The organism is Streptomyces sp. NPDC001781 (assembly GCF_053596035.1).
Map to the genome: position 1 here is coordinate 15,970 of NZ_JBSFFI010000024.1, position 24,086 is coordinate 40,055.

At 73.5% G+C, this 24,086-nt stretch carries 19 protein-coding genes; 10 read left to right on the forward strand and 9 right to left on the reverse strand.

All coding sequences use genetic code 11. The features are described 5' to 3' along the window. Window positions 1–11 precede the first annotated feature (11 nt). The 4 genes from ACWCV3_RS21375 (at window position 12) to ACWCV3_RS21390 (ending at window position 4,185) form a co-directional block, all read left to right on the forward strand. On the forward strand, window positions 12–593 hold the full coding sequence (locus ACWCV3_RS21375; RefSeq protein WP_451226549.1) for a GTP-binding protein: 582 nt from the start codon (window positions 12–14) through the stop codon (window positions 591–593). Continuing rightward, window positions 593–1,813: a cytochrome P450 gene (locus ACWCV3_RS21380; RefSeq protein WP_451226350.1), complete on the forward strand. Its 1,221-nt coding sequence runs from the start codon at window positions 593–595 to the stop codon at window positions 1,811–1,813. The genes ACWCV3_RS21375 and ACWCV3_RS21380 overlap by 1 nt, the downstream gene beginning before the upstream one ends. Beyond that, window positions 1,810–3,036: a cytochrome P450 family protein gene (locus ACWCV3_RS21385; protein WP_451226353.1), complete on the forward strand. Its 1,227-nt coding sequence runs from the start codon at window positions 1,810–1,812 to the stop codon at window positions 3,034–3,036. Before ACWCV3_RS21380 ends, ACWCV3_RS21385 begins: the two co-directional genes overlap by 4 nt. Before the next feature lie 159 nt (window positions 3,037–3,195). Continuing rightward, window positions 3,196–4,185: an aldo/keto reductase gene (locus ACWCV3_RS21390; RefSeq protein ID WP_451226356.1), complete on the forward strand. Its 990-nt coding sequence runs from the start codon at window positions 3,196–3,198 to the stop codon at window positions 4,183–4,185. A 221-nt stretch (window positions 4,186–4,406) separates the two neighbouring features. Here the strand turns inward: ACWCV3_RS21390 and ACWCV3_RS21395 are convergent, their stop codons facing one another. From ACWCV3_RS21395 to ACWCV3_RS21425, 7 genes are all read right to left on the reverse strand, one after another. Next, window positions 4,407–4,877 (reverse strand): SPW repeat protein, encoded by a 471-nt coding sequence (locus tag ACWCV3_RS21395; protein ID WP_451226359.1) that lies wholly within the window; start codon window positions 4,875–4,877, stop codon window positions 4,407–4,409. Between the two features lie 91 nt (window positions 4,878–4,968). Next, a complete protein-coding gene (locus tag ACWCV3_RS21400) occupies window positions 4,969–5,466 on the reverse strand; it encodes a hypothetical protein (protein WP_451226362.1) in 498 nt (165 codons plus the stop codon). 56 nt (window positions 5,467–5,522) lie between these two features. Continuing rightward, entirely contained in the window at window positions 5,523–6,512 is a 990-nt protein-coding gene (locus ACWCV3_RS21405) for an acyl-CoA desaturase (protein ID WP_451226365.1), read from the reverse strand. Window positions 6,513–6,565: 53 nt separating this feature from the next. Then, entirely contained in the window at window positions 6,566–7,819 is a 1,254-nt protein-coding gene (locus ACWCV3_RS21410) for a beta-ketoacyl-[acyl-carrier-protein] synthase family protein (RefSeq protein ID WP_451226368.1), read from the reverse strand. A 110-nt stretch (window positions 7,820–7,929) separates the two neighbouring features. Further along, window positions 7,930–8,247: a hypothetical protein gene (locus tag ACWCV3_RS21415; protein WP_451226371.1), complete on the reverse strand. Its 318-nt coding sequence runs from the start codon at window positions 8,245–8,247 to the stop codon at window positions 7,930–7,932. A 22-nt stretch (window positions 8,248–8,269) separates the two neighbouring features. Further along, on the reverse strand, window positions 8,270–10,354 hold the full coding sequence (locus ACWCV3_RS21420) for an acetoacetate decarboxylase family protein (protein ID WP_451226374.1): 2,085 nt from the start codon (window positions 10,352–10,354) through the stop codon (window positions 8,270–8,272). A 212-nt stretch (window positions 10,355–10,566) separates the two neighbouring features. After that, window positions 10,567–11,019 carry a flavodoxin family protein gene (locus ACWCV3_RS21425; protein WP_451226376.1) on the reverse strand — a complete coding sequence of 151 codons (453 nt, stop codon included), beginning with the start codon at window positions 11,017–11,019 and terminating at the stop codon, window positions 10,567–10,569. 108 nt (window positions 11,020–11,127) lie between these two features. Between ACWCV3_RS21425 and ACWCV3_RS21430 the strand changes: the two genes are divergently transcribed. Further along, window positions 11,128–11,769, forward strand: a complete 642-nt coding sequence (locus ACWCV3_RS21430) for a class I SAM-dependent methyltransferase (RefSeq protein WP_451226379.1) — start codon at window positions 11,128–11,130, stop codon at window positions 11,767–11,769. Window positions 11,770–11,806: 37 nt separating this feature from the next. On the opposite strand, the gene ACWCV3_RS21435 is transcribed toward ACWCV3_RS21430, so the two are convergent. Further along, the gene (locus ACWCV3_RS21435; protein ID WP_451226552.1) at window positions 11,807–13,756 is read right to left on the reverse strand and encodes a DUF1996 domain-containing protein; all 1,950 of its coding nucleotides are present in this window, start codon (window positions 13,754–13,756) and stop codon (window positions 11,807–11,809) included. 465 nt (window positions 13,757–14,221) lie between these two features. On the opposite strand from ACWCV3_RS21435, the gene ACWCV3_RS21440 reads away from it, so the two are divergent. The 5 genes from ACWCV3_RS21440 (at window position 14,222) to ACWCV3_RS21460 (ending at window position 22,105) form a co-directional block, all read left to right on the forward strand. After that, window positions 14,222–15,976, forward strand: a complete 1,755-nt coding sequence (locus ACWCV3_RS21440; RefSeq protein WP_451226381.1) for a C40 family peptidase — start codon at window positions 14,222–14,224, stop codon at window positions 15,974–15,976. A 115-nt stretch (window positions 15,977–16,091) separates the two neighbouring features. After that, the gene (locus tag ACWCV3_RS21445; RefSeq protein ID WP_451226384.1) at window positions 16,092–17,456 is read left to right on the forward strand and encodes an FAD-dependent oxidoreductase; all 1,365 of its coding nucleotides are present in this window, start codon (window positions 16,092–16,094) and stop codon (window positions 17,454–17,456) included. Between the two features lie 234 nt (window positions 17,457–17,690). Beyond that, on the forward strand, window positions 17,691–18,851 hold the full coding sequence (locus ACWCV3_RS21450) for a hypothetical protein (protein WP_451226387.1): 1,161 nt from the start codon (window positions 17,691–17,693) through the stop codon (window positions 18,849–18,851). 78 nt (window positions 18,852–18,929) lie between these two features. Next, on the forward strand, window positions 18,930–19,220 hold the full coding sequence (locus ACWCV3_RS21455; protein WP_451226389.1) for a YkvA family protein: 291 nt from the start codon (window positions 18,930–18,932) through the stop codon (window positions 19,218–19,220). A 215-nt stretch (window positions 19,221–19,435) separates the two neighbouring features. Further along, on the forward strand, window positions 19,436–22,105 hold the full coding sequence (locus ACWCV3_RS21460) for a SpoIIE family protein phosphatase (protein WP_451226555.1): 2,670 nt from the start codon (window positions 19,436–19,438) through the stop codon (window positions 22,103–22,105). Window positions 22,106–22,168: 63 nt separating this feature from the next. Here ACWCV3_RS21460 and ACWCV3_RS21465 read toward each other — a convergent pair whose 3' ends face one another. Then, entirely contained in the window at window positions 22,169–24,007 is a 1,839-nt protein-coding gene (locus ACWCV3_RS21465) for a glycoside hydrolase family 15 protein (RefSeq protein WP_451226392.1), read from the reverse strand. Window positions 24,008–24,086: the final 79 nt, after the last annotated feature.

The window sequence follows — 24,086 nt, forward strand, 5'->3', positions numbered from 1 at the left end:
CGCGCACCCCGTTGGGTGCCTCCGCCGACAACGGTCTGAAGATCGTCGTCGTGGGCGGCTTCGGCGTCGGCAAGACCACGCTGGTCCGCTCGGTCAGCGAGATCCGTCCCCTCAACACCGAGGAGACGATGACCCGGGCGGGCGAGTCGGTGGACGACATCGCGCACGTCGGCACCAAGACGGCCACCACCGTCGCCTTCGACTTCGGCCGCATCACGCTGGACGCGCACAACGTGCTGTACCTGTTCGGCGCGCCGGGCCAGGAGCGGTTCTGGTTCCTGTGGGACCGGCTGTTCTCCGGCACGCTCGGCGCGGTCGTCCTGGTCGACACCCGGCGGATCGACGACTCCTGGTACGCCATCGACCGTCTGGAGCAGCACGGCACGCCGTTCATCGTGGCCTGCAACGACTTCGGCGGCCCGGTGCGCGCGGGCGCGGACGTACGCGCGGCGCTGGACCTCGACCCGCACGTACCGCTCGTCGACTGCGACGCCCGGTCCCGTGAGTCGGCCAAGGAGGTCCTGATCACTTTGGTCCGCCATGTGCAGGCCCGGTACGCCACGACCGCCGGGGTCAGAGGGGAACTGGTGTGATGTCCGAAGCCGTTCCGCTCGGCGGACCCCGCTTCCAGACCGAACCCGCCTGCCTGTACCGGGAGATGCGGCGCGACCACGGCTCCGTCGTCCCGGTGGAGCTGGACGGCGGCATCCCGGCCTGGCTGGTGCTGGGCTACCGCGAGCTGCATCAGGTGACCGGTGATCCGGCGCTGTTCAGCCGGGACTCAGAGCTGTGGAACCAGTGGGAGAACATCCCCGAGGGCTGGCCGCTGCTGCCGATGATCGGGCATCGCCAGCCCTCCGTCCTCTACACGGTCGGGGAGCGGCACCGGCAGCGGGCGGCGATGATCAGCAACGCGCTGGAATCGGTCGATCCCTTCGAACTGCGGCGCCAGGCCGAGCGGTTCGCGGACGAGCTGATCGACACCGTCTGCCTCTCCGGCGAGGCCGATCTGGTAGCCCAGTACTCGTCCCTGCTGCCGGTACGGGTCCTGGCGCACCTCTACGGCTTCCCGGACGACGAGGGGCCGGGGCTGGTCACCGCGCTCAACGACATGATCGACGGCCGGGAGCGGGCGCTGGCCGGGCAGTCCCACCTCGCCTCCTCCATGGCCCGGCTGGTCGCGGACCGTGCCGAGAAGCCCGCCGCCGACGTGGTCTCGCGGATGCTGGCGGACGAGAGCGGGTTCACGGCCGAGGAGATCGTCCAGGACCTGATGGTGATGATGGCGGCCGGACACCAGCCGACCGCCGACTGGATCGGCAACTCGCTGCGGCTGATGCTGACCGACGACCGCTTCGCCGCCTCCCTGTTCGGCGGCCGCAACAGCGTCGCGGAGGCGATGAACGAGGTCCTGTGGGAGGACACGCCCACGCAGAACGTGGCGGGCCGCTGGGCCGCGCGCGACACCCACCTCGGTGGGCGCCGGGTCCGCGCCGGTGACCTGCTGCTGCTCGGCCTCCAGGGCGCCAACTCCGACCCCCAGGTGCGTACCGACGCCTCCGGGCTGACCGGCGGCAACAACGCGCACTTCTCCTTCGGGCACGGCGAGCACCGCTGCCCCTTCCCGGCGCAGGAGGTCGCCGAGGTCATCGCGCGCACCGGCATCGAGGTCGTCCTCGACCGGCTGCCGGACATCGACCTGGCGGTGCCCGCCGGGTCCCTCACCCGTCGGCCCTCGCCCTGGCTGCGCGGGCTGACCGAGCTGCCCGTGCGGTTCACTTCGACCCCTGCCCTGGGAGGCATGCCACGATGACCACCGGTACCGGGATCTCCCGTATCGCCCTCGATCCCTTCGTCACCGACCTGGACGGCGAGAGCGCGGCCCTGCGCGCGGCCGGGCCGCTGGCGGCCGTGGAGCTGCCCGGCGGGGTGCCGGTGTGGGCCGTCACCCGGCACGCCGAGGCCAAGGCGCTGCTGACCGACCCGCGCCTGGTGAAGGACATCAACGTGTGGGGGGCCTGGCGCCGCGGTGAGATACCGGCGGACTGGCCGCTGATCGGGCTGGCCAATCCGGGCCGTTCGATGCTGACCGTGGACGGCCCGGACCACCGCCGGATGCGCACGCTGGTGGCGCAGGCGCTCACCCCGCGACGGGTGGAGCTGATGCGGGAGCGGATCGGCGAGCTGACCGCGGACCTGCTGGACGCGCTGGACGCCGACGGCGGGGTGGTCGACCTGAAGGCGGCCTTCGCCTACCCGCTGCCGATGTACGTGGTGGCCGAGCTGATGGGCATCGACGAGGCGCTGCTGCCCCGGCTGAAGGTGCTCTTCGAGAAGTTCTTCTCCACCCAGACCCCGCCCGCCGAGGTCGTCGCCACCCTGACCGAGCTGGCCGGGATGATGGCGGCGACCGTCGCGGCGAAGCGTGCCGAGCCGGGCGACGACCTCACCAGCGCGCTGATCCTGGCCTCCGCCGACGGCGACCACCTCACGGACGAGGAGATCGTCGCCACCCTGCAGTTGATGATCGCGGCCGGGCACGAGACGACGATCTCGCTGATCGTCAACGCGGTCGTCAACCTCTCCACCCATCCCGGCCAGCGGGAACTGGTGCTGTCCGGCAAGGCGGACTGGGCGGCGGTGGTCGAGGAGACGCTGCGCTGGTCCACGCCGACCTCGCACGTGCTGATCCGCTTCGCCACCGAGGACGTGCCGGTCGGCGACCGAGTGATCCCGGCAGGCGACGCGCTGATCGTGTCCTACGGCGCGCTGGGCCGCGACGAGGAGGCGCACGGGCCGAGCGCCGGGGAGTTCGACATCACGCGGGAGTCGGGGAACCGGCACATCTCCTTCGGCCACGGCCCGCACGTCTGCCCCGGCGCGGCACTGTCCCGGCTGGAGGCGGGGGTGGCGCTGCCCGCGCTGTACGCCCGGTTCCCGCACCTGGAACTGGCGGTCCCGGCCGCCGAGCTGCGCCACAAGCCGGTGGTCACCCAGAACGACCTGTTCGAGCTTCCGGTTCGCCTGAACGGGTGACTTGACTTCGAGCGCGCTTCAGCTCGTAGCGTCGCAGGCGCTCCGGTGCCCGGCGTCCCCCACGGGATGCCGGGCGGCTGGATCCGTCGCTAGATGGATGAAGGAGCGCCAAGTCGTCCGACATGACGATCGAGCACGTGCGAAAGGCTGGAACACCACATGCGACAGCGCAGTCTGCGGGACCTGCAAGTGTCGGCCATCGGCCTCGGCTGCATGGGCATGTCCGCTTTCTACGGGACGGCGGACCAGGACGAGGGCGTGGAGACCGTCCGCCGCGCCCGCGAGCTGGGCATCGACTTCCTGGACACGGCCCAGATGTACGGGCCGCTGACCAACGAGTCCCTGGTCGGCGAGGCGGTCCGTGGCCATCGTGACGAGTACGTACTGGCCACCAAGTTCAACTTCCGGATGGACGACGCGGTGCCGGGCGACATGTCCAGCGTGGGCCGCCAGGACGGCTCGGCCGAGCATGTCCGGTCCTCGGTGGAGGGCTCGCTCCAGCGGCTCGGCACCGATCACATCGACCTGTACTACCAGCACCGGGTCGACCCGGACGTGCCGATCGAGGAGACGGTGGGCGCACTGGCCGAGCTGGTCGCCGAGGGCAAGATCGGGCACATCGGACTGAGCGAGGCGAGCGCGGAGACGCTGCGCCGGGGCAACGCGGTCCACCCGATCACGGCCGTGCAGAGCGAGTACTCGCTGTGGTCGCGGGACGTGGAGGCGGAGGTGCTGCCGACCTGCCGCGAGCTGGGCATCGGCTTCGTCGCCTACTCGCCGCTGGGCCGGGGCTTCCTCGCGGGCCGGTTCTCCTCCCTCGAGGAACTGGACGAGAACGACTACCGCCGCAGCAGCCCCCGCTTCACCGACCAGCACCTCCAGGCCAACCTGCGTCTCGCGGCCAAGGTCAGGGAGATCGCCGAGAAGAAGGGCGTCACCCCCGCCCAGCTCGCCCTCGCCTGGGTCCTCGCCCAGGGCGACCACATCGTCCCCATCCCGGGCACCAAGCGCCGCTCCTACCTCGAACAGAACGCGGCCGCGGTCGACATCGTCCTCACCCCCGAGGAACTCTCGCAGATCGACGCCGAGTTGCCCGAGGTCTCCGGCGAACGATACGACGAGGCGGGGATGCGAGCCGTCAACCGCTGAGCCGTGCCGTCCGGCCGGGACCCGCGTACGTCGCCGGGTCCCGGCCGGCGTGTTCCGCTAGTGCTGCGACCGGAAGGGTTTGCCGGAAAGCTGGCGGCGTCCGGTGCGGTGCATCGCAAGGCGGAGCATCGCCCGCGTACTGGATGTACTCGGGCGATGCGACAACGCGGCGAGGTGCCGTGCCGGACGCCGCGAGCCGGTGACCCTTCCCGGTCACCGCACTAGCGGCCCATCATCCCGGCCGCCCGGTTGCCCCGGCGTTCGCCCGCCCGGTTGGCCGCGGTGGCCATCAGGGCGAGGCACAGGCCGACCGCTCCGGCGACGATGTTGCTGATGACCGTACGGGTGGTGCTGACGTTGCCCGCGACCACCCAGGGGGCGACGATCATCCAGATGCCGATGAGGGCGGCGGCCCAGGCGCGGGCGTGGGTGCGCTCGTAGGCGTGGCCGAAGCCGCTCATCAGCAGGGCGTAGGCGACGCCCGCTATCAGGTTGTTCACCGCGAGCGTGGTGAAGCCGTTGAAGCCCACGATCCACGGGGAGGCCGCCATGTACAGCCCCGTGATCAGGGCCATCGCCTCGACGGCCTGTCCCTGCTTGGTCGCGGCCGCCCTCTCCGCGAGCACGAAGCGCTCCCGCATCTCCAGGACGTCCGGGTGCGTCTCCATCGTGGTGTGCATTCGTTCCGTCATGATCGCGCCTCCTGCGTAGGGGCTCCACGTCCTTATGTGAATTTTACGCCCGGGCACCACCGAAAACACCGCACACAAGTCGAAATGGGACCTACTTCGCCGGCTTCAGATCCGTGATCTTGCGCGTCGCCAGGTCGGACTGGACGTCGATCCGGGTGACCTCCGGGTTCTTGCCGTCGCTCCAGGTCAGGGTGACCCTGCTGGTGGCGTGGCCCATACCGGATCCGGTGTAGGCGACCTTCCACTTCACGGGGACGTTCTGGGCGAAGAGGATGCCGTCGGCGTGGTTCCGCTTCTCCCAGGCGGCGACTTTCCCTCGGGCGGAGGCGGAGAGGTAGAAGTCGCGCAGCGCCTTGGCGTCGGCGCCGCTCGCCGGGTCCTCGGTCTCCCAGGCGGCGTCGATGTAGGCGCCGTAGAAGTCGGTGACGCGCTGGGTGACATGGCGCGGGTCGCCCTGGGCGGTTGCCGCCGCGGCGGGCCGGGCCGTGGCGGAGGCCGTGCCCGCGAGCGCCGGGGTGACGGCGGCCAGGGCGAGGCCCGCGGCGAGGGCGGCGACGGTCAGCGGAGTCGTACGAACGCGGATGGACATGTGTCTCGATTCACCGGATTCCACGCGACCGGGCCGATCCCGGTCGTTGACGGTGCCTAAGACCGCAATTCCCGCGCCCTGGTTCCCGTTTCCCGCGCTTTGCCGTCCCGCCGTCGCGCGCGCACCCGGCCGGCGTCGGGCCATCGCACGTCGTAGGCCCAGCCGAGACCCTCGAACCAGCGGATCAGGCGGGCGCTGGCGTCCAGTTGCCCGGGGAGGACACCGTGCCGGGCGCTGGTCGGGTCCGCGTGGTGGAGGTTGTGCCAGGACTCGCCGAACGACAGCGGGGCCAGCCACCACACGTTGCCGGAACGGTCCCGGCTGCGGAAGGGATGCGCACCGGTCGCGTGGCAGATGGAGTTGATGGACCAGGTCACATGGTGCACCAGGCACACCCGTACCAGTCCGGCCCAGAAGAACGCCGTCGCGGCGCCCGTCCAGCTCCCGGTGATCAGCAGCCCGAGCAGGGCGGGCAGCGCCAGCGACAGCACCACGAACACCGCGAAGCCCCGCGAGATCAGCCGCAGCGCCGGGTCCCGCTCCAGGTCGGGCGCGTACTGGGACGTGGAGGCGTGATCGGTGTCGAACAGCCAGCCGAGGTGGGCGTGGAACATCCCCTTGGCGAGCGCCCCCGGGGTGCGGCCGTAGCGCCAGGGCGAGTGCGGGTCGCCCTCGCGGTCGGAGTACCGGTGGTGCTTGCGGTGGTCGGCGACCCAGGTCAGCAGCGGCCCCTGTACGGCGAGGCTGCCCGCGACGGCGAGCGCGATCCGCAGCGGGCGGCGCGCCTTGAACGAGCCGTGGGTGAAGTACCGGTGGAACCCGACCGTGATCCCGAGCCCGCTGACCAGGTAGAACACGGCCGCGAGCACGACGTCCAGGGGGCTGAGCCCGTCGCGCCAGGCCAGTGGGACGGCGGCGAGGAGCGCGAGGAAGGGGACGGCGACGAAGACCCCGATGAGGATCTGCTCGGCGTTCGGCCGGGACCGTGTCCGGCCGGGGGACGGTACGGCGTCCGGGATCTCCGGCGCTTTTGGGACTTCCGGCACGGGCGGGACCTTTCCGCTGGAAACGGGCACTGGGTGGGCCCGGTGGAGGGTGACTACTCGGCGGCGGTGAGGGCCAGCACGGCGTTCTGGCCGCCGAAGCCGAAGGAGCTGCTGATGGCGGCGCGCATCGGCGTGGGACGGGGGACCTTGGCGACGACGTCGAGGTCGATGGCCGGGTCCTGGGTGTGCAGGTTGGCGGTGGGCGGGATGAGCTGGTGCCGCAGGGTGAGGGCGGTGCAGGCGGCCTCGATGGCGCCGGCGCCGCCGATGGCGTGGCCGATGGCGCCCTTGACGGCGGTGACCGGGGGCGGGCGGTGGAAGACCTGGCGGAGGGCGTTGTGCTCGGCGAGGTCGCCCTGCGGGGTGGAGGTGCCGTGGGCGTTGACGTGGTCGATGTCCTCGGGGGCCAGCCCGGCGTCGAGGAGGGCGCTGCGGATGGCGCGGGCGGCACCGTCGCCGCCGGGGTGCGGGGAGGTGAAGTGGTGGGCGTCGCAGGAGGCGCCGTACCCCGCGACCAGGGCGGTGGGCCGGGCGGCGCGGGCACGGGCGTCGGCGGTGCGTTCCAGGACGAGGACGGCGGCCCCCTCTCCGAGGACGAAGCCGTCGCGGTCGCGGTCGAAGGGGCGGGACGCCTCGTGCGGGGCGTCGGCGCGGCGGGACAGGGCGCGCATCTGGGCGAAGCAGGCGGCGGTCATCGGCAGCCGGGCGGACTCGCTGCCGCCGGCCAGGACCAGGTCGCAGGCGCCGGAGAGCAGCAGGTCGCGGGCGAGGCCGACGGCGCTGGTACCGGAGGCGCAGGCGGTCGAGACGACCAGGTTGGGGCCGGTGGCACCGAGGTCGAGGGCGATCTCGGCGGCGGCCATGTTGGGCACGCTGCGCGGCAGGGCGAGCGGGGAGACCCGGTCGGGGACGCGGGCTGCGAGCCGGTCGAACTCGGCCTGCCAGCCCTGCATGGAGCCGGTTCCGACGCCCATGACGATGCCGATGCGCGGGCCGTCCCAGTCACCGGGGGTGAGCCCGGCGTCGGCGACGGCCTCGCGGGCGGCGAGCAGGGCGAAGGTGGTGAACCGGTCCAGCCGGCGGCTGAGCCGGTGCCCGAGCAGCCCCGGTGCGTCGAGGTCCGGCACCCGGCAGGAGAACGCCACGGGCAGCCCGTCGAGTCCGGGGTCGGCGGTGGCCGTGGAGGTCCCGGCGCACAGCCCCTCCCAGGCGGAGGCCTGGCCGACACCGGCCGGGGTGACCAGTCCGAGTCCGGTGACGGCCACGGGGGCGCGCCGGGTGGCTTGACCTGCGTTCACGAGCTGCATGAGCGGTGATTATCCGGACCTCCCGCCCACTCCCCCGGCCGCCACGACCCGTTCGGCCCAGGTCGCCACGGGCTACCACCCGGATGCCCGAACGTCCTTGACGTGCCGCGTCACTTCGGGCCGTTGGCCGGGAGCGCGGCGGGCGCGGCCGGGCGACGGCGGGACCGCGCCCGGCCCGGTCCGTTCTGGCTGAGCAACGCCTCCGCCGCCAGGCGAAGTCGGCGGGCCGTCGTGCGGCACGCGGCGGCCTGGCGGGCGAGGGTGGGTCTGCTCCACTCCGGGGCGGCGACCCGGCCGTTCAGGGTGGCGGCGGTGGCGAGGAGACGGCGGGCGTAGCCGTCCATCAGATCGGCGTCGGTGCGCAACTGAGCTACTCGGTCGAGGAGTTCGGCGGCTATCGGGTGGTCGGGCGTGGAGTGGCTCACCATGACGGCTCCCGGTGGCGGAGGTTCAGCGCGGCAGGACGGCGCCCGCGGCGCGGTGGACCATGAACTGGGGGCAGGCCACGACGAAGAGCGGCCGGGCGGTGTCGATGCCGAGCCTGCGCAACTGCCCCGCCATGGGTTCGGCGGCGGCGGTGTCCAGCCGCAGCCGCACCCCGGCCCCGGCGTGCAGCCGGGGGCGCCCGGAGGTGCGGATCGCGGTGCGTACGGTGCTGTCCCCGCGTCGCCCGTACAGCGCCCAGTCCGGCTCCGGGCAGCGCACACCGGGTCCGAGGCGGCCGAGGACGGCGATGCCGAGACCGGGCGCGCTGAGCCGGAGCCGGGGGCCGGTGAGGTGGGCCTCGGCGGCCGCGCGTATCGCGGGCTGGCCCCAGACCTCGCGGGCCGTCACCCGGGCCTCCTCGGTGGTGACGGCGAGGGAGAGGACGTGGCGGCCGGTGCGGCGCAGGTCGGCGCGGCGCAGCAGGTCGGTGGCGAAGTCGGCCGGGTGGGGCCGCCACAGGTCGTCCACCGGGACGGACAGCGCGATCTCGGTGTACGGGCCGAGGGTGGAACAGCGGTGCTCGTACAGCGAGAGCACGGCGAGGGTGCGCCGGCCGATTCCGCTGGGCCGCATCCAGGGCACGTCGGGCAGCAGGGCCCGTACCGCCTCGGTGTCGACCGGGAAGCAGAGGTGGGCGGCGGCGGAGTCCTGGTAGCGCACGGGCACGCCGACCGGGCCGGTCGTCGTCGGCACCGAGGAGGTCGCCAGGGTGAGGAAGGGGTGTCCCTCGGGTGGCTGCGCCGGATCCTTGAGCTGGTACGCCTGGCTGCGCACGACCGGACCCCGGTACGGCGTGAGGGCCTCGTCGAGGTGTGCGCGGGCCTCGGGGGCGACGGTGCGCAGATGGCCGATGTACTCGCGCAGCAGGTGGGACTCCGGGAAGGCGCGGGTCGGCCCGGTGTAGCGGGCGTCGTACCGGTTGGGGTGCGGGGCGGCGGGGGCGGCGGCCGGGACGAGATCGTGCTCGTTGGTGACGTGGCCGACCCAGGTGCGGGGGTCGGCGGGCCGTCCGGCGGGGTCCGGCGCGCCGACGGCGACGACGTGGGTGAGCCGGTAGGCGCGGCAGAACCCGGCGTCGCGCGCGAGGTTGAGGAGTGCGGTACCGCCCTCGCCGTGCCCGATCAGGGCGATCTCGGCGCCGCGCGGGATGCCGTGCTCCTCGATGGCGGGCCGGAGTGCGCGGGTGTACGGCGAGTCGGCGGTGAGCTGTTCCCGCCAGGCGCCGACGACGTCACGCGGGGAGCCGTGCCGGGGGCGTCCGGAACTGCTGCCGGGGGCCTGGACGACGTACCGGACCACGCCGTCGGGACCGCGCACGTTCTGCACGAGGACGCGGCCCTCGGGGGCGAGGGTCTCGATGTTGCGGAGGAAGCCGAGGAGTGAGCCCTCGGTGGCCAGGGCCTGCCGCTCGGTGCCGGTGAGGGCGACGGCCTCGGCGGCGCGCTGCTCCCCTCCGGCCGGCGGCCGCGCGGGAGCGGGCGGCTCGGCGTCCAGCAGGAGGCGCACACGCAGGAGTTCGTCCAGCACGGGGGTGAGCGCAGCGAGCGAGCGCTGGGCGCCGGGGTCCCGGAAGAGAGCGCGCAGGGCGCGTACGGCCTCGCGGTCGCCCTTGGTGCCGAGGGCCTCGGTGAGGCGGCGCATGCCGGGGTCGCGGGCCAGTTCGGGGTGGCTGGCGAGCACGGCGGCGACGCGCAGCCGCAGCGAGGTGACGGCCATCAGCGCGGCCAGGGGCTCCCCGCCCCGGCGGGCGCCGAACAGCCACACGATCCTTCTGCGCGCGCCCCCGGCGGGGGAGCCCAGGCCGCGCGGGTCCGTCAGGGCGCGCAGCAGCGCCCAGCGGGCGGTGAGTCCCGTACGGGGGTGGCGGGCCGCGCGTCTGTGGGGCGGGGCGAGCAGGGCGTCCGCGGTGCGCTCGGCGACGGCGCGTACGCTGTCCGCGACCTCGGCGACCTCGCGGGCGCCGTCGCGAAGGAGTCGCTCGGTGGTGCGCTCGCCGGCGTCCTGCCCGCCGGGCGCGGGCCGTCCGGGTGCGTGGCCGTCCGCTCGCATCCGACGCTCCCTCGGTTCAGACGACGTACGACGGGATGCGACCGCGTCCGGCGGGACGCGGCCTCGTGCCCATCGTCGGCCAGGGCTTGCGCGCCCGCACCTGCGTCCGCCGGATGCCGGGCCGTGCGGGCCGGCGGCCTTTCCGTTCCGGCGCCGGGCGGGCGGCGACTGTGGGGGATGTGGGCGGGCGCCGCCGAACGGGCGACCCCGTGTCAGCCTGCCAGGCCCGCCGCGAGGACGGCGCCGAGTTCCCAGCACGCCTCGGTGTCGGCCTTGCCGGGCGCGCCGGTGACGGTGACGGGCTCGGCGGCGCGGCGCCAGCCGAGGCCGGTGGCGACGGTCTCCACGGAGCGGACGGCGCCGGTCACGTCGTTGCCCCCGTGCACCCAGTAGCCGAAGGGACGGCCCCGGGTGTCGTCCAGGCACGGGTAGTAGATCTGGTCGAAGAAGTGCTTGAGGGCGCCGGACATGTATCCGAGGTTCGCCGGGGTGCCGAGGAGGTAGCCGTCGGCGGCCAGCACGTCGGAGGCGGTCGCGGCGAGGGCGGCACGCCGGACGACGCGGACGCCCTCGATCTCCGGCGCGGTGGCGCCGGAGACGACGGCCTCGAACAGTTCGCGGCAGTGCGGCGACGGCGTGTGGTGGATGATCAGCAAGGTGGGCACGCCCGCACCCTGCCGTGCCGGAGCCCCGGTCCGCAAACAGGGCTGCCGGAAGTGCGGGTATGGGTGCGACGATGCCGGGCACCGTTAGGGAACGTGAGAGGAGCCCTCGTGGCAGAGGAAGAGCAGCGGGCACCGGCGGCGGTGGTGTTCGACACGCTGGGCATCGCCTATGAGCAGGCGTTCGCCGCCTCCGGGCCGCATCTGGCCTCACTGAGCTGGCTGGTGGACCACCTGATGCCGGGCAGCCGGGTGCTGGACGTGGGCAGCGGCACCGGCCGGCCCACCGCCGAGGCGCTCGCGCGGGCCGGGCACCGGGTGCTGGGCGTCGACGTGTCGCCGGTGATGGTCGACCTGGCCGCGCGCCAGGTGCCGGACGCCGAGTTCAAGGTGGCCGACATCCGCGAGGTCGAGCTGGCGGAAGGGTCGTTCGAAGCGGTCTGCGTGTATTTCTCGCTGCTCCAGATGTCCCGTGACGAACAGCGGGACGTCCTCGCCTCGCTGGCGCGGGCGCTGCGCCCGGGCGGTCTCGCGGTGCTGGCCACGGTGCCGGTGGACGTGGCGGACGCGGAGTTCGAGTTCATGGGGCAGCCGGTGCGGGTGAGCAGCTTCTCCCCCGACGACTTCGCCCGGCTGGCCACGGACGCGGGGTTCTCCGTGCTGTCCGAGGCGCACGCCACCTTCGTTCCGGCGCACGCCGACGCCGGGCCGGAGCCGCATCTGTTCCTGTACTGCCGGCGTACGGCGTACTGAACCCCCGGCTCCCCGCAGGGAACCGGGGGCTCTCGGCTCAGTAGCGCAGACGCCGGGCGCGGAGCAGCATCACCAGGCCGGAGGCGGCCAGCAGGACACCGAGGGCGGCGGGCCACAGGCTGGCTCCGGTCTCGGCGAGGCCGCCGTTGCCCACGGCCTGCGGCTCCAGATCGGCGGGCGGCGGGGTGGTGACGGCGGCGGCTTGCGCCTGGGCGGACCCGGAGACCTGGGGCGCGGCGGTGGTGGCCGGGGCGCCGGACTCGTCCCGCCGGGCGGTGCCACCCTGGTTCTTCGTGGTGTTGGCCGGGGCCGTCGCCGCGTCGACGCGCGGTGCCTCGGCGGGGCCGGACTGTGCGGGCTGCTCCGCCGGGGCCGTGCCGGCCGACTGTGCGGGCTGCTCGGGGCTTCCGGGCTGCTGCGGCTGCTCCGACTGCTCCGGCCCGGACCCGGCGGGATTCCCGGGCTCGGCGGTCGCGCTCGGCCCGGCGGAGTTCTGACCGCCGCCGGGCTGCTCGCTGGGCCCGGCGGTCCCGCCCGTGCCGCCGTCGCCCTTGCCGTCGTCGCCGGGGCCGCAGTCACGGCCCGAGTTGATGCAGTCGACCATGGTCCGCATCAGGCCCTCGTCGAAGACGTCGATGAAGTCGCCGTGGTCGGTGACCGGCTTGTGCTGCTGCTCGGGGAAGGAGTCGACCGCGAACAGCGGGGTGCTCTTCCCGCCGTCGTTCAGGCTCGGCGCGTCCACGTCGTAGACGATCCGCTGGACCAGCTGCGGGATGGCCTTGAACCCCTCGGGGCAGTTGCCCTGGGCGTCGGCGAAGGCCACGTGGGTGCGGTGGTTGGCGCTGTCGGTGTTGCGGCCGTCCCAGCAGCTCTGGAAGTGGAAGCTGCGCACCACGTCGCTCCCCGACGGGCACAGCGGGTACTTGTCCTTGAGCTGCCGGTCCTCGAACCCGGTGCAGCTCCAGGAGGCATTGGCGTTGGCGGGTCCGTTGACGAACGCCTTCGCGTCACCGGTGATGATGCGCAGCAGCCGCGGCATCTCGGTGACCTTGCCGCTCGGGCTGCCGACGAAGGTCAGGGTGACCTCCTTGGGCGTGACGATCTGGCCCGCGTTGCCTTCCGTGCCACCGCCCGGCGCTCCGGCGTCCCGCTCCTGCTTGCCGTTCTGCAGACGCAGCACCGGCCAGTAGTACGTGGACTTGTCGCCCTGGTCGGCGCAGCTCGTGCCGGCGTTCGCGAGGTCCTGGTCGCTGGCGAAGGCGGTGTTGGACTGGTTGCCGACGTAGTCGTGGAAGTGGTGGGCCCCGTTGGAGACGCCGGGCGCCACGATCACGTTGTCCGAGTTGAACAGGCCGTTCTCGTTGACGCCGCACTCGGTGCGGAAGGTGCCGCCGGGGGGCGCCTCGGGGGCGTTGGGCGGTACGGAGTCGATGTCCGCGTAGTCGGCGGCGACGGGCCCGTTGCCGCCCTGGCCGGTGCCGCCGTTCTGGCCCTGGCCCTGCGCCTGACCCTGACCCTGGTTCTGCTCGCCGCCCTCGGAGGGCGCGGCGGACTGGCCACCGGGGGCCGCCTCGGCGGGGCGCAGGGTGCAGGGGGCGAGCGCGTCGAGCTGGTCGGGGCGGTTCCCGGCCCGGCCGATGGCGTCGGCGATACGGCCCAGGGTCGCGGTCCGCTTGTCCTTCAGCGGGTTCATCACCGAGTTGTCGGCGGCCGCGGGGTCCTGGCGGAGTGCGTCCGCCGACTGCTGGAGCCGCTGGTACGCCTCCGCGATCTGCTGGTCCAGCAGGGCCAGTTCACGGTCGACGTCCCCGCGGGCCGCCTCCGGTACGTCGGTCAGCCGCGCGCCGGCGTCGGGGCAGTCGATGGTGGCCATCCCGGCCGATCTGAGAGATGCGTCGGTCGCGTCGCCGGAGCCCTGTCCGCTCCAGCCGCCTTCGCTGGCCGACGCGTAGACGTTCGCCGCGACGAGGCCGCCGCCGCCGAGCATCAGCGCGACCGCGGCGAGCGTCACGCGTCGTGCGCCGGTCGGGCGCCTGCGCCTGTTCGGTTCCAAGATCGTCCCCTGCGAGTCGTGGTCGGTGGGGCACGGGATGCCCCACACCCGTACGCGGGATGGTGCCGGTGCGTTCAGCCCGGCCCGGAATTCGTGGCGAACTCCTGAGAAAAAGCGGCCAGATGGGGCGCAAGAGGTCAGGAGCCCGCTCTCGCGGGGGAGTTGGCATCGCGGGGGCCCAGTGTGCCCATCCGAACACGGCAACGAACATCACAAATACGTATCGGACATTCCACCCGGTGACCTTCACACGAGTGACACAAGTTGGCTAGGTTGACCGCAGGCCGCCCGGCTCCCCCGTCCCCAGGAGCCCGCAGCGGCGCCCGGTGCGGGAGATTCGACCGACTTCCGGGCGCGCCGGCCCGACTGCCCCACGGGGCGAGGAAGGAGTCGTCTCCCATGGCGCCGGAGAGTCACGAAGAGGTTCGGCAGCGGATCGACTCCCTCTATGCACGGGCCGAGAGCGCGACGGGCAACTACAACGCCACCCGTGCGATGGCGGCCGCCGCCCGCAGGCGGGGCGTCCCGCTCGGCAAGCGGTCCGGCGGCCGTCCGGACCCGGCACCCGACGCCGCGACCCGCCAGTGGTTCGACGCCGCCCGCGCCAAGGCCGGACCGACCGTGGCCGCCGCGCTTCCCGCTGACCGGATGCCCGCCATCGGCCCTGCCGTGGGCCGGACCTGGACCGCCGCCGAGCCGGGACTGCCCGGCGTCGTGCCCGAGACGCCCGCACTGCCCGCGGGTTCCTCACAGCGTCCGCTTGCCGAGCTGACGGGCGGCACGTCCTCCGCCCCGGTGCTGGAGGCGGCGGGTGCGGCGGCCGTGCTTGCCCCGGTGGCGGCGCTGCCGGCCGTGCCGAGCGCGCCCGAACCGAGTCCCCCCGCCCTGCCCGCCGGCAGCCCGGACCTCGCGGGTTCTCCCGCCCCGACGCCGCCCGGCGGCGACCCCGGAGAGCTGCCGGTTCCGGGCGCCGCCTCCGGCCGCCGCTCCCCCGCCGGCCTCAAGGCGGGCAACCGCCGCAAGCTCGCCTCCGCCAGGGATCTGCTGTCCCGCCACTCCTGGAACGCCGCCCCGGCGCAGGCGTGGGGCACCTCGCGGACCGGCGGCGCACAGGCCGCCGCGCCGGGGATCGCCGGCTTCGGCGCGGCGCAGGCATCACCCGCCCCGGCCGGCGAGTGGTCCGTGCCGGCCTCCGTCACGGACACCGGCCCGCTGACGTACCCGATGCCGACCGCGCTGGGCGACACCGGCTCGCTGCCCTACCCGATCCCCGGCCCGCTGAGCGACACCGGCGGCCTGAGCTACCTGGCCCCGGCCCCGCAGACCGACACGGGCACACTGCCGGCCGTGGACACCAGCGCGTACACGTCCGGTCACGACACCGGCGCTTTCCTCACGACGGCCTCGGTGGCGCCGGCGTACGACACGGGGGCCTTCCCGGCCGTACCCGCGGTGGCCGAAGCCGCCCCGGTCCCGGCGTACGAGACGGGCGCGTCCCCGGCCGTGTCCGCGGTGGCCGAAGCCGCCCCGGTCCCGGCGTACGACACGGGCGCGTCCCCGGCCGCGCCCGCGGTGGCAGAGGTGATCACGGCAGCGGCTCCCGCGTACGGGACCAGTGCCTTCCCGGCGGCCCCCGCGTTCCAGCCCGCGCCGGCCCCGGCCGCCGCCTCCCGGTCCGCGCTCCCCTCGGCCCCCACGCCCGCTGAGGCAGCCGTGGCCGCCCGGCCCCCGGCTCCCGCCCCCGGGACCGGCACCTTCACCACCCCCCTCACCCCCCGCCCCGAGTCCGCCCACGCACTCCGTGCCGCCAAGGCCATCGCCTTCGCCGCGGCCCAGGTCGGCAAGCCGTGCGTCTGGGGCGCTACCGGTCCCGACTCGTTCGACTGCTCCAGCCTCATCCAGGGCGCCTGGCGCACGGCCGGGGTCGAGCTGCCGAGGGCCGCGCACGAGCAGGCGTCGGCCGGTGTCGAGGTGGCGCTCGGCGCCGCGCTCCCCGGGGACCTGGTGATCTTCTTCGAGGACGACCGGCATGTGGGCCTGTACGTCGGCAACGGCACGATGATCCACGCGCCGGGGCCGGGCGCGACCATCCGCGAGGAGTCGGTCCACGGCGCCGGGGAGGCCGCGATCCACCGGGTGATCCGGCCCGCCTGACCGCACATAAGAGCTGCTTATGAGCCCATAGACCGGACCCGTGTACTAAGTTAGGGCTGCCTTAGCTTAGGCTTCCTGATCGAGTCGCCTGTCCACGCTCGAAGGGAACCTGATCATGCCGCGCCCCCTGCGGGTAGCCATCGTAGGAGCCGGCCCCGCCGGGATCTACGCCGCCGACGCCCTGCTGAAGTCCGAGACGGCCGCCGATCCGGGCGTGTCCGTCGACCTCTTCGAGCGGATGCCCGCCCCGTTCGGCCTGATCCGCTACGGCGTGGCACCCGACCATCCGCGTATCAAGGGCATCATCACCGCCCTGCACCAGGTCCTCGACAAGCCGCAGATCCGTCTCTTCGGCAACGTCGACTACCCGCGCGACATCAATCTGGACGACCTGCGCGCGTTCTACGACGCGGTGATCTTCTCCACGGGCGCGATGGCCGACCGTGACATGTCGATCCCGGGTATCGACCTGGACGGTTCCTACGGCGCGGCCGACTTCGTGTCGTGGTACGACGGCCACCCCGACGTGCCCCGCACCTGGCCGCTGAAGGCCGAGAAGGTCGCCGTCCTCGGTGTCGGCAACGTCGCCCTGGACGTGGCCCGTGTCCTCGCCAAGACGGCGGACGAACTGCTGCCGACGGAGATCCCGCAGAACGTCTACGACGGTCTGAAGGCCAACAAGGCCCTGGAGGTCCACGTCTTCGGCCGCCGCGGTCCGGCACAGGCGAAGTTCAGCCCGATGGAACTGCGCGAGCTGGACCACTCCCCCAACATCGAGGTCATCGTCGACCCCGAGGACATCGACTACGACGCGGGCTCCATCGAGACCCGGCGCGGCAACAAGCAGGCCGACATGGTCGCCAAGACGCTGGAGAACTGGGCGATCCGCGACGCCGGTGACCGCCCGCACAAGCTGTTCCTGCACTTCTTCGAGTCCCCGGTGGAGATACTCGGAGAGAACGGCAAGGTCGTCGGCCTGCGCACCGAGCGCACCGCGCTGGACGGCACCGGCAACGTCAAGGGCACCGGCGAGTTCAAGGACTGGGACGTCCAGTCGGTCTACCGCGCGGTGGGCTACCTCTCGGAGAAGCTGCCCAAGCTGCCCTGGGACCTGGAGACGGGCACCGTCCCGGACAAGGGCGGCCGGGTCGTCGAGGAGAGCGGCGCCCACCTGACGTCGACGTACGTCACGGGCTGGATCAGGCGCGGCCCGGTCGGTCTGATCGGCCACACCAAGGGTGACGCCAACGAGACGGTGGCCAACCTGCTCGACGACCACGCAGCCGGCCGGCTGCACACTCCGACCGCACCGGACCCGGAGGCGGTGTACGCGTTCCTGGCCAGCCGGGGCGTCCGTTTCACCACCTGGGACGGCTGGTACAAGCTGGACGCCGCCGAGCGCGCCCTCGGTGAGCCGCACGGCCGCGAGCGCGTGAAGCTCGTGGAGCGCGAGGACATGCTCCGGGAGAGCGGCGCCTGATCCCGAGGCACCCGCTGACAGCCGAAACGGCGAAGAGCCCCGACGAGACCGGCATCCCGGCCCTCGTCGGGGTTTCGCGCACCAGGGCCCCACGGGGCGCGGGTGAGGCGCGTCGGGGGCGCGCGCGACCGCGCATGCCCCCGCCGACGCGCCGCCCCGGGGCCCCGGCGCCCCGATGACGGCGCATACCCGTGATACTGGAACGCGCACCGGCCCCCATCAGCAGATTGGCCCATGTCGAACTCCGCCACCGACCGCGCCCCCGTCCCGCAGACGATCTGGGCGGCCCGCGGCCGTCACACCGGTCCCGCTCCCGAGGACGTCGTCCGCCGCACCCTGAGAGAGCGCCGGGCGAGCGGGGACCTGGACGACTTCTCGGAGCCGTCCGTCCCCGAGGGCTCCACCGACCGCGTCTTCGAGGCGCGCTGGCGCGCCGGGGGCACCGTCACCGTGCGGGCCCGGCTCACCCTCGTCTCCGTGCCGGAGCGGCCGGAGCACGAGTGGACACTCGTCGCGGAGGCCGAGCGGCTGTGGGAGCAGGCGTGGCCCTCACCGGCCACCCTGTTCTGGCCCGAGTCCGGTCCGGCGTCCGGGGACGGCGGGTGGGACCACCACCCGACCGTGCCGGGACTGCGGTTCCGGCAGGTCAACGCGCTGCCCCTGGACGACCGGGAGATGCGCAGGCGACTGCGGGACGCGGCCCGTGAGGCCTGGAGCGTCAATGTGGTCGTGCACGAGGCGATGACGCCGGACGAGCGCGGCAGGCTGCCGCTGGCCCGGCTGCTGCCCCCGGGGCTGCGCCACCGGGTGATCGAGCACCGGGCGACCCCGCAGCAGTTCCGGGCGGTCAACTGGGCGCTGAAGGACCTCGGGGTGGAGGTGCCGCGCGGCGGGGCCGTACTGCTGCCCCCGGACCCGGCACCCGCGGGGTACGACCGGCGGGCGTACGCCGTGCGCAGCGTCTTCCTGGACGGCTCCGAGCCTGCCGAGCTGGTCACGGCCCTGCGGGACTTCGTCGCCCTGTCGCGCCCGAGGCCGCGCGGTCTCGGTGAGGCGCTGACCGCTCTGCGGGACAACTGGACGCTGATGACAGCGCAGGAGGAGCTGGAGCGGGAGCGGCGAAGGGTCGAGCGGTACCGGGAGGCGCTGGAGGCGATGACGAAGTCGCGGGATCTGTACCGCGAGGCCGCCGAGCAGGCCCACGAGGCGCTGTCCGCGTACCGCGACACCCCGCTGCCCGTCCTGCCCGAGCAGCGGCCCGAGGGACGCAACCAGTCGCCGTTGCAGCAGCTCACCAGGACGTTCGAGCGGCTGAGGATTCCGGCGTGGGGGCAGCGGCCCGAGAACCCCGGGACCGCCCCCGAGCGGGAGACCGAGGGCGGCGACCGGGTGTGACCCGGCGGCTGTGGCGCGCCACAGCGGGCAGAAGGAAAAGGGCGCGGACGGGCCGCGCGCCGGGAGGGGGCAGGGTCCATGGACAACTCCACGATCGTGCTGGTGGTCGCGGCCGTCGCGGCGGCGGTGGTGCTGGGGTTCGCCGTCGTCCTGCTGGTGCGGCTGGTCAAGGCGCGTCGGTCGCTGCGGGACGCGGGGCTGCCGACCGGGCCGCGCTGGGTGTTCTGGGGCGCCGTCCTCTATCTGGTGCTGCCGACCGATCTGCTCCCCGACCCGGTCTACCTCGACGACATCGGCGTCCTGCTGCTCGCCCTGCGCAGCATGCGCGCCGCGACACGCCCGCTGCCGGAGAAGCCCGGCGACTTCTGAACGGGCGGCGGGCCGGTGCGGTTCGGGTGATCCCGTACGGGTTTCGGCCGACCGGGTGAGCGCACGGGTGGTGCGGGTGAGCGACGAAAGGCCCGCCACCTCGGAGTACGGCCTCGCCTGACGGAGCGCGGCAGTGTAGACATGGGCACATGCTGCGACTGCCCGGCCGGCCCGATCTGCGGGCGCCCCGTTCCTTCGGGCATCCGCGTGCGCCCATGGGGGCGCCGCAGCCGGGCGGTCAGGGTGAGGGCGGTCCGCCCGGCGTTCTGCGTGCGGCGACGGGGCGCAGCGTCGCGGGGCAGGTGTTCCTGCTCCAGGTGGTGATCGTGCTGCTGCTGGTCGTGTCGGCCGTGGTGGCCCAGGTGCTCCAGGTACGGCACGACAGCGATCTGGAGGCCCGCAACCGCTCCCTGGCCGCCGCCGGTTCCTTCGCCAACGCCCCCGGTACGGCGGCCGCGCTGCGCGCACCGGACCCGTCGGCGATCCTCCAGCCGAGCGCGGAGGCGGCCCGCCGGGCGACGCGTGTCGACTTCATCGTCGTGATGAACACCCAGGGCATCCGTTACTCCCACCCCGACCCGGACCGGATCGGCAAGAAGTTCGTCGGCACGATCGCGCCCGCGCTGCGCGGGGAGACGGTGGTCGAGCAACTGACCGGCACGATCGGTCCGCTGGTCCAGGTGGTCGTCCCGGTACGGGACGCGGACGGCAGGGTGGTGGGTCTGGTCTCGGCCGGCATCACCACCGCGCACGTGGGCGGCGCGGCCGACCAGCAGATGCCGCTCCTGCTCGCGGCGGCCGCGGCGGCGCTGGCGCTGGCCACGGCGGGCACCGCGCTGGTCAGCAGGCGCCTGCTGCGCCAGACCCACGGCCTCGGCCCCTACGAGATGACCAGGATGTACGAGCACCACGACGCGGTGCTCCACGCGGTGCGGGAGGGTGTGCTGATCGTCGGTGACGGCGGCCGCCTGCTGCTCGCCAACGACGAGGCGCACCGGCTGCTGGACCTGCCCGAGGACGCCGAGACGCGCAGCGTGCTGGACCTCGGCCTGGACGACGAGACGGCCGGCCTGCTCGTGTCGGGGCGGGTCGCCACGGACGAGGTGCATCTGGTCAAGGACCGGCTCCTGGCCATCAACCAGCGCCCCACCGATCTGCGCGGCGGCCCGCCCGGCAGCGTCACCACGCTGCGCGACTCCACCGAGCTGCGCGCCCTCTCCGGCCGTGCCGAGGTCGCCCGTGAACGGCTGAACATGCTGTACGACGCCGGGGTGGGCATCGGCACCAGCCTCGACGTGAGCCGTACCGCCGAGGAGCTGGCCGAGCTGGCGGTGCCCCGGTTCGCGGACTTCGTCACGGTGGACCTCTTCGAGCCGGTGCTCAAGGGCGAGGAGCCCAGGCCGGGCACCGAGCTGCGGAGGTCGGCGTTCAGCGGCGTCCGCACGGACGCCCCGCTGTATCCGCTGGGCGAGCGCATCCGGTTCGTGCCGGCCTCGCCCCAGGGGCGCAGCCTGGCGACCGGGCACTCGGTGGTGGAGCCGGACCTCAGTCAGGCGCCCGGCTGGCAGGCGCAGGACCTGGAGCGGACCGAGCGGATCATGGACTACGGCGTCCATTCCCTGATCACGGTGCCGCTGCGGGCGGGCAACCTGGTGCTGGGCGTGGCGAACTTCTGGCGCTCGGAGAAGCCGCAGTCGTTCGACTCCGAGGACCTGGCGCTGGCGGAGGAGCTGGTGGCGCGGGCGGCGGTGTCCATCGACAACGCCCGCCGCTACACCCGCGAGCACAGCATGGCGGTGACGCTCCAGCGCAGCCTGCTGCCGCGCACGCTGCCCGCGCAGGACGCCCTGGAGATCGCCTACCGGTATCTGCCGGCGCAGTCCGGGGTGGGCGGCGACTGGTTCGACGTCCTGCCCCTGCCGGGCGCGCGGGTGGCGCTGGTCGTGGGCGACGTGGTCGGGCACGGTCTGCACGCGGCGGCGACGATGGGCCGGCTGCGTACGGCGGTGCACAACTTCTCCTCGCTCGACCTGCCCCCGGACGAGCTGCTGGGTCTGCTCGACGAGCTGGTGGCCCGGCTCGACCAGGACGAGACACCGGAGGACGGCGCGGCCGCGGTCACCGGGGCGACGTGCCTGTACGCGGTGTACGACCCGGCGTCCCGGCGCTGCACCATCGCGCGGGCCGGGCATCTGCCGCCTGCGCTGGTGCTGCCGGACGGCACGGTGGAGTTCCCGGACGTACCGACCGGTCCCCCGCTGGGGCTGGGCGGGCTGCCGTTCGAGACGGCCGATCTGGAGCTGCCGGAGGGCAGCCGGCTGGTGCTGTACACGGACGGGCTGGTGGAGGACCGGGAACGGGACATCGACGAGGGGCTCGACATGCTGCGCGACGCGCTGCGGCACTCGCCGGACGCGTCGCCGGAGGAGACCTGCCGGACCGTCCTGGGCCGGCTGCCGGTGCGCCCCGCGGACGACGTCGCGCTGATCGTGGCCGAGACCCGCGTCCTCGGCGAGGACCAGGTCGCCCAGTGGGAGGTGCCCGCCGATCCGGCGGCCGTGTCGGAGATCCGCGCGAAGGTGACCCGTCAGCTCGCCGACTGGGATCTGGAGGAGCTGACCTTCACCACGGAGCTGATCCTCAGCGAGCTGGTCACCAACGCCATCCGCTACGGCCGCGACCCCATCGGCGTTCGCCTGCTGCGCGGCCGCACCCTCATCTGCGAGGTGTCGGACGGCACCACCACCTCGCCCCACCTCCGCTACGCCGCGAGCACCGACGAGGGCGGCCGCGGCCTCTTCCTCGTGGCCCAGCTGTCCGACCGCTGGGGCACCCGCTACACCCCGACCGGCAAGATCATCTGGTCGGAACAGCCGCTGCCGTAGGGCCGTCAGGGGGCGGTGTGCATCCCTGCGGGTTCGTTCCAGGGCGCCCGCGCGCGGCTCGGCTCAGCCCAGTGCCTTGTCCAGGTTGAAGGCCGCGCTGATCAGGGCGAGGTGGGTGAACGCCTGCGGGAAGTTGCCCTGTTGTTCGCCGGTGCGGCCTATCTCCTCGGCGTAGAGGCCGAGATGGTTGGCGTAGGTGAGCATCTTCTCGAAGGCCAGGCGGGCTTCGTCGACGCGGCCGGCGCGGACCAGGGCCTCGACGTACCAGAAGGAGCAGATGGAGAAGGTGCCCTCGTCACCGCGCAGGCCGTCGGGGCTGGCCTCGGGGTCGTAGCGGTAGACGAGGGAGTCGGAGACCAGGTCCTCGGTGAGGGCGTCGAGGGTGGAGAGCCACTTGGGGTCGGTCGGCGCGATGAACTTGGCGAGCGGCATCATGAGCAGGGACGCGTCCAGCACGTCGCTGCCCTCGCACTGGGTGAAGGCACCCCGCTGTTCGGACCACCCCCGGTCCATGATGCGGCGGTAGATGTCGTCGCGGGAGCGGAGCCAGCGGGGCAGGTCGGCGGGCAGGCCCCGGCGGTTGGCGAGGCGGATGGCGCGTTCGACGGCGACCCAGCACATCAGCCGGGAGTACAGGAAGTTCTTCCGGCCGCCCCGTGTCTCCCACACCCCCTCGTCCGGCTGGTCCCAGTGGTCGCACACCCAGTTCACCAGGTGGCACACGTCGTCCCACTGCGCGCTGGAGATGGGCTGGGCCCACTTGTCGTAGAGGTAGATGGAGTCGATCAGGGCGCCGTAGATGTCGAGCTGGAGCTGCGAGGCGGCGGCGTTGCCGACGCGGACCGGGGCCGATCCCAGGTAGCCCTCCAGGTGCGTGAGTTCCTGCTCGGGCAGCTCGGCCCGGCCGTCGATGCCGTACATGATCTGGAGCGGGCCCTCGTGGGCTCCGTCGGCCGCACTGATGTGGGTGGTCAGGAAGCGCATGAACGCCTCGGCCTCACCGGTGAAGCCGAGCCGGAGCAGGGCGTAGACGGCGAAGGCGGCGTCGCGCACCCAGACGTAGCGGTAGTCCCAGTTGCGCTCGCCGCCGAGCTGCTCGGGCAGGCTGGTGGTGGGGGCGGCGACGATGGCGCCGGTGGGGGCGTAGGTGAGCAGCTTCAGGGTGAGGGCGGAGCGGTGCACCATCTCGCGCCAGCGGCCCCGGTAGCGGGACTGGGCGAGCCAGCGGCGCCAGTAGTCGACGGTGGCGTTGAACTCGTGCTCGGCCTCGGCGTGCGCGCAGCCGCGCGGGGCGATCTCGCCGCCCGCCTGGTCCAGCGCGAACACCGCGCTCTCGCCCTCGCCGAGCTTGAACTCGGCCCGCGCGTCCCGGCCGTCGGACTCCATGGCCACGGTCGTGGTGAGCGCGAGGGCGCGCTCCCCGGCGTCGAACACCAGCCGCCCCTCCTCCTCGCGGAGGGTGTGCGGGTCGGCGCCGTACCCGAAACGCGGCGCGACCAGGGCGCGGAACGGCACGGTGCCGCGTACGCAGACCACGCGGCGGATCAGCCGGTGCCTGCCCGCCTCGCCGGGGCGGGCGGTGCCGACCGGCATGAAGTCCTGCACCTCGCCCACCCCCTCCTCGCTGAAGAAGCGGGTGATCAGCACATTGGTGTCGGGGAAGTAGAACTGCTTGGTGTGCGCCGGCACGGAGGCGGTCAGCTCGAACCGGCCGCCGCGTTCGGCGTCCAGCAGCGCGGCGAAGACGCTGGGGGCGTCGAAGGACGGGGAGCAGTACCAGTCGATGGTGCCGTCGCTGCCGACGAGCGCCACGCTGCGCAGATCCCCGATGAGGCCGTGCTCGGCGATCGGCAGGTAGCGGCGGCTCTGCCGGGTCTCCTGCTGGAAGGGCGTCTCGGCCATCACTGCGGCCTCCCGGTGCGGTGTACGGCTGCACGTCCAGCGTAGGCCGCTCGGGATGCGCGTGGGCGCTGGGCGGCCG

Excerpts from the sequence above, each read along its gene's own strand:
- ACWCV3_RS21380 (WP_451226350.1), top strand. The coding sequence starts at position 593 with ATGTCCGAAGCCGTTCCGCTCGGCGGACCCCGCTTCCAGACCGAACCC.
- ACWCV3_RS21385 (WP_451226353.1), top strand. The coding sequence starts at position 1,810 with ATGACCACCGGTACCGGGATCTCCCGTATCGCCCTCGATCCCTTCGTC.
- ACWCV3_RS21390 (WP_451226356.1), top strand. The coding sequence starts at position 3,196 with ATGCGACAGCGCAGTCTGCGGGACCTGCAAGTGTCGGCCATCGGCCTC.
- ACWCV3_RS21395 (WP_451226359.1), bottom strand. The coding sequence starts at position 4,877 with ATGACGGAACGAATGCACACCACGATGGAGACGCACCCGGACGTCCTG.
- ACWCV3_RS21400 (WP_451226362.1), bottom strand. The coding sequence starts at position 5,466 with ATGTCCATCCGCGTTCGTACGACTCCGCTGACCGTCGCCGCCCTCGCC.
- ACWCV3_RS21410 (WP_451226368.1), bottom strand. The coding sequence starts at position 7,819 with ATGCAGCTCGTGAACGCAGGTCAAGCCACCCGGCGCGCCCCCGTGGCC.
- ACWCV3_RS21415 (WP_451226371.1), bottom strand. The coding sequence starts at position 8,247 with ATGGTGAGCCACTCCACGCCCGACCACCCGATAGCCGCCGAACTCCTC.
- ACWCV3_RS21420 (WP_451226374.1), bottom strand. The coding sequence starts at position 10,354 with ATGCGAGCGGACGGCCACGCACCCGGACGGCCCGCGCCCGGCGGGCAG.
- ACWCV3_RS21435 (WP_451226552.1), bottom strand. The coding sequence starts at position 13,756 with ATGCTCGGCGGCGGCGGCCTCGTCGCGGCGAACGTCTACGCGTCGGCC.
- ACWCV3_RS21440 (WP_451226381.1), top strand. The coding sequence starts at position 14,222 with ATGGCGCCGGAGAGTCACGAAGAGGTTCGGCAGCGGATCGACTCCCTC.
- ACWCV3_RS21445 (WP_451226384.1), top strand. The coding sequence starts at position 16,092 with ATGCCGCGCCCCCTGCGGGTAGCCATCGTAGGAGCCGGCCCCGCCGGG.
- ACWCV3_RS21450 (WP_451226387.1), top strand. The coding sequence starts at position 17,691 with ATGTCGAACTCCGCCACCGACCGCGCCCCCGTCCCGCAGACGATCTGG.
- ACWCV3_RS21455 (WP_451226389.1), top strand. The coding sequence starts at position 18,930 with ATGGACAACTCCACGATCGTGCTGGTGGTCGCGGCCGTCGCGGCGGCG.
- ACWCV3_RS21460 (WP_451226555.1), top strand. The coding sequence starts at position 19,436 with ATGGGGGCGCCGCAGCCGGGCGGTCAGGGTGAGGGCGGTCCGCCCGGC.
- ACWCV3_RS21465 (WP_451226392.1), bottom strand. The coding sequence starts at position 24,007 with ATGGCCGAGACGCCCTTCCAGCAGGAGACCCGGCAGAGCCGCCGCTAC.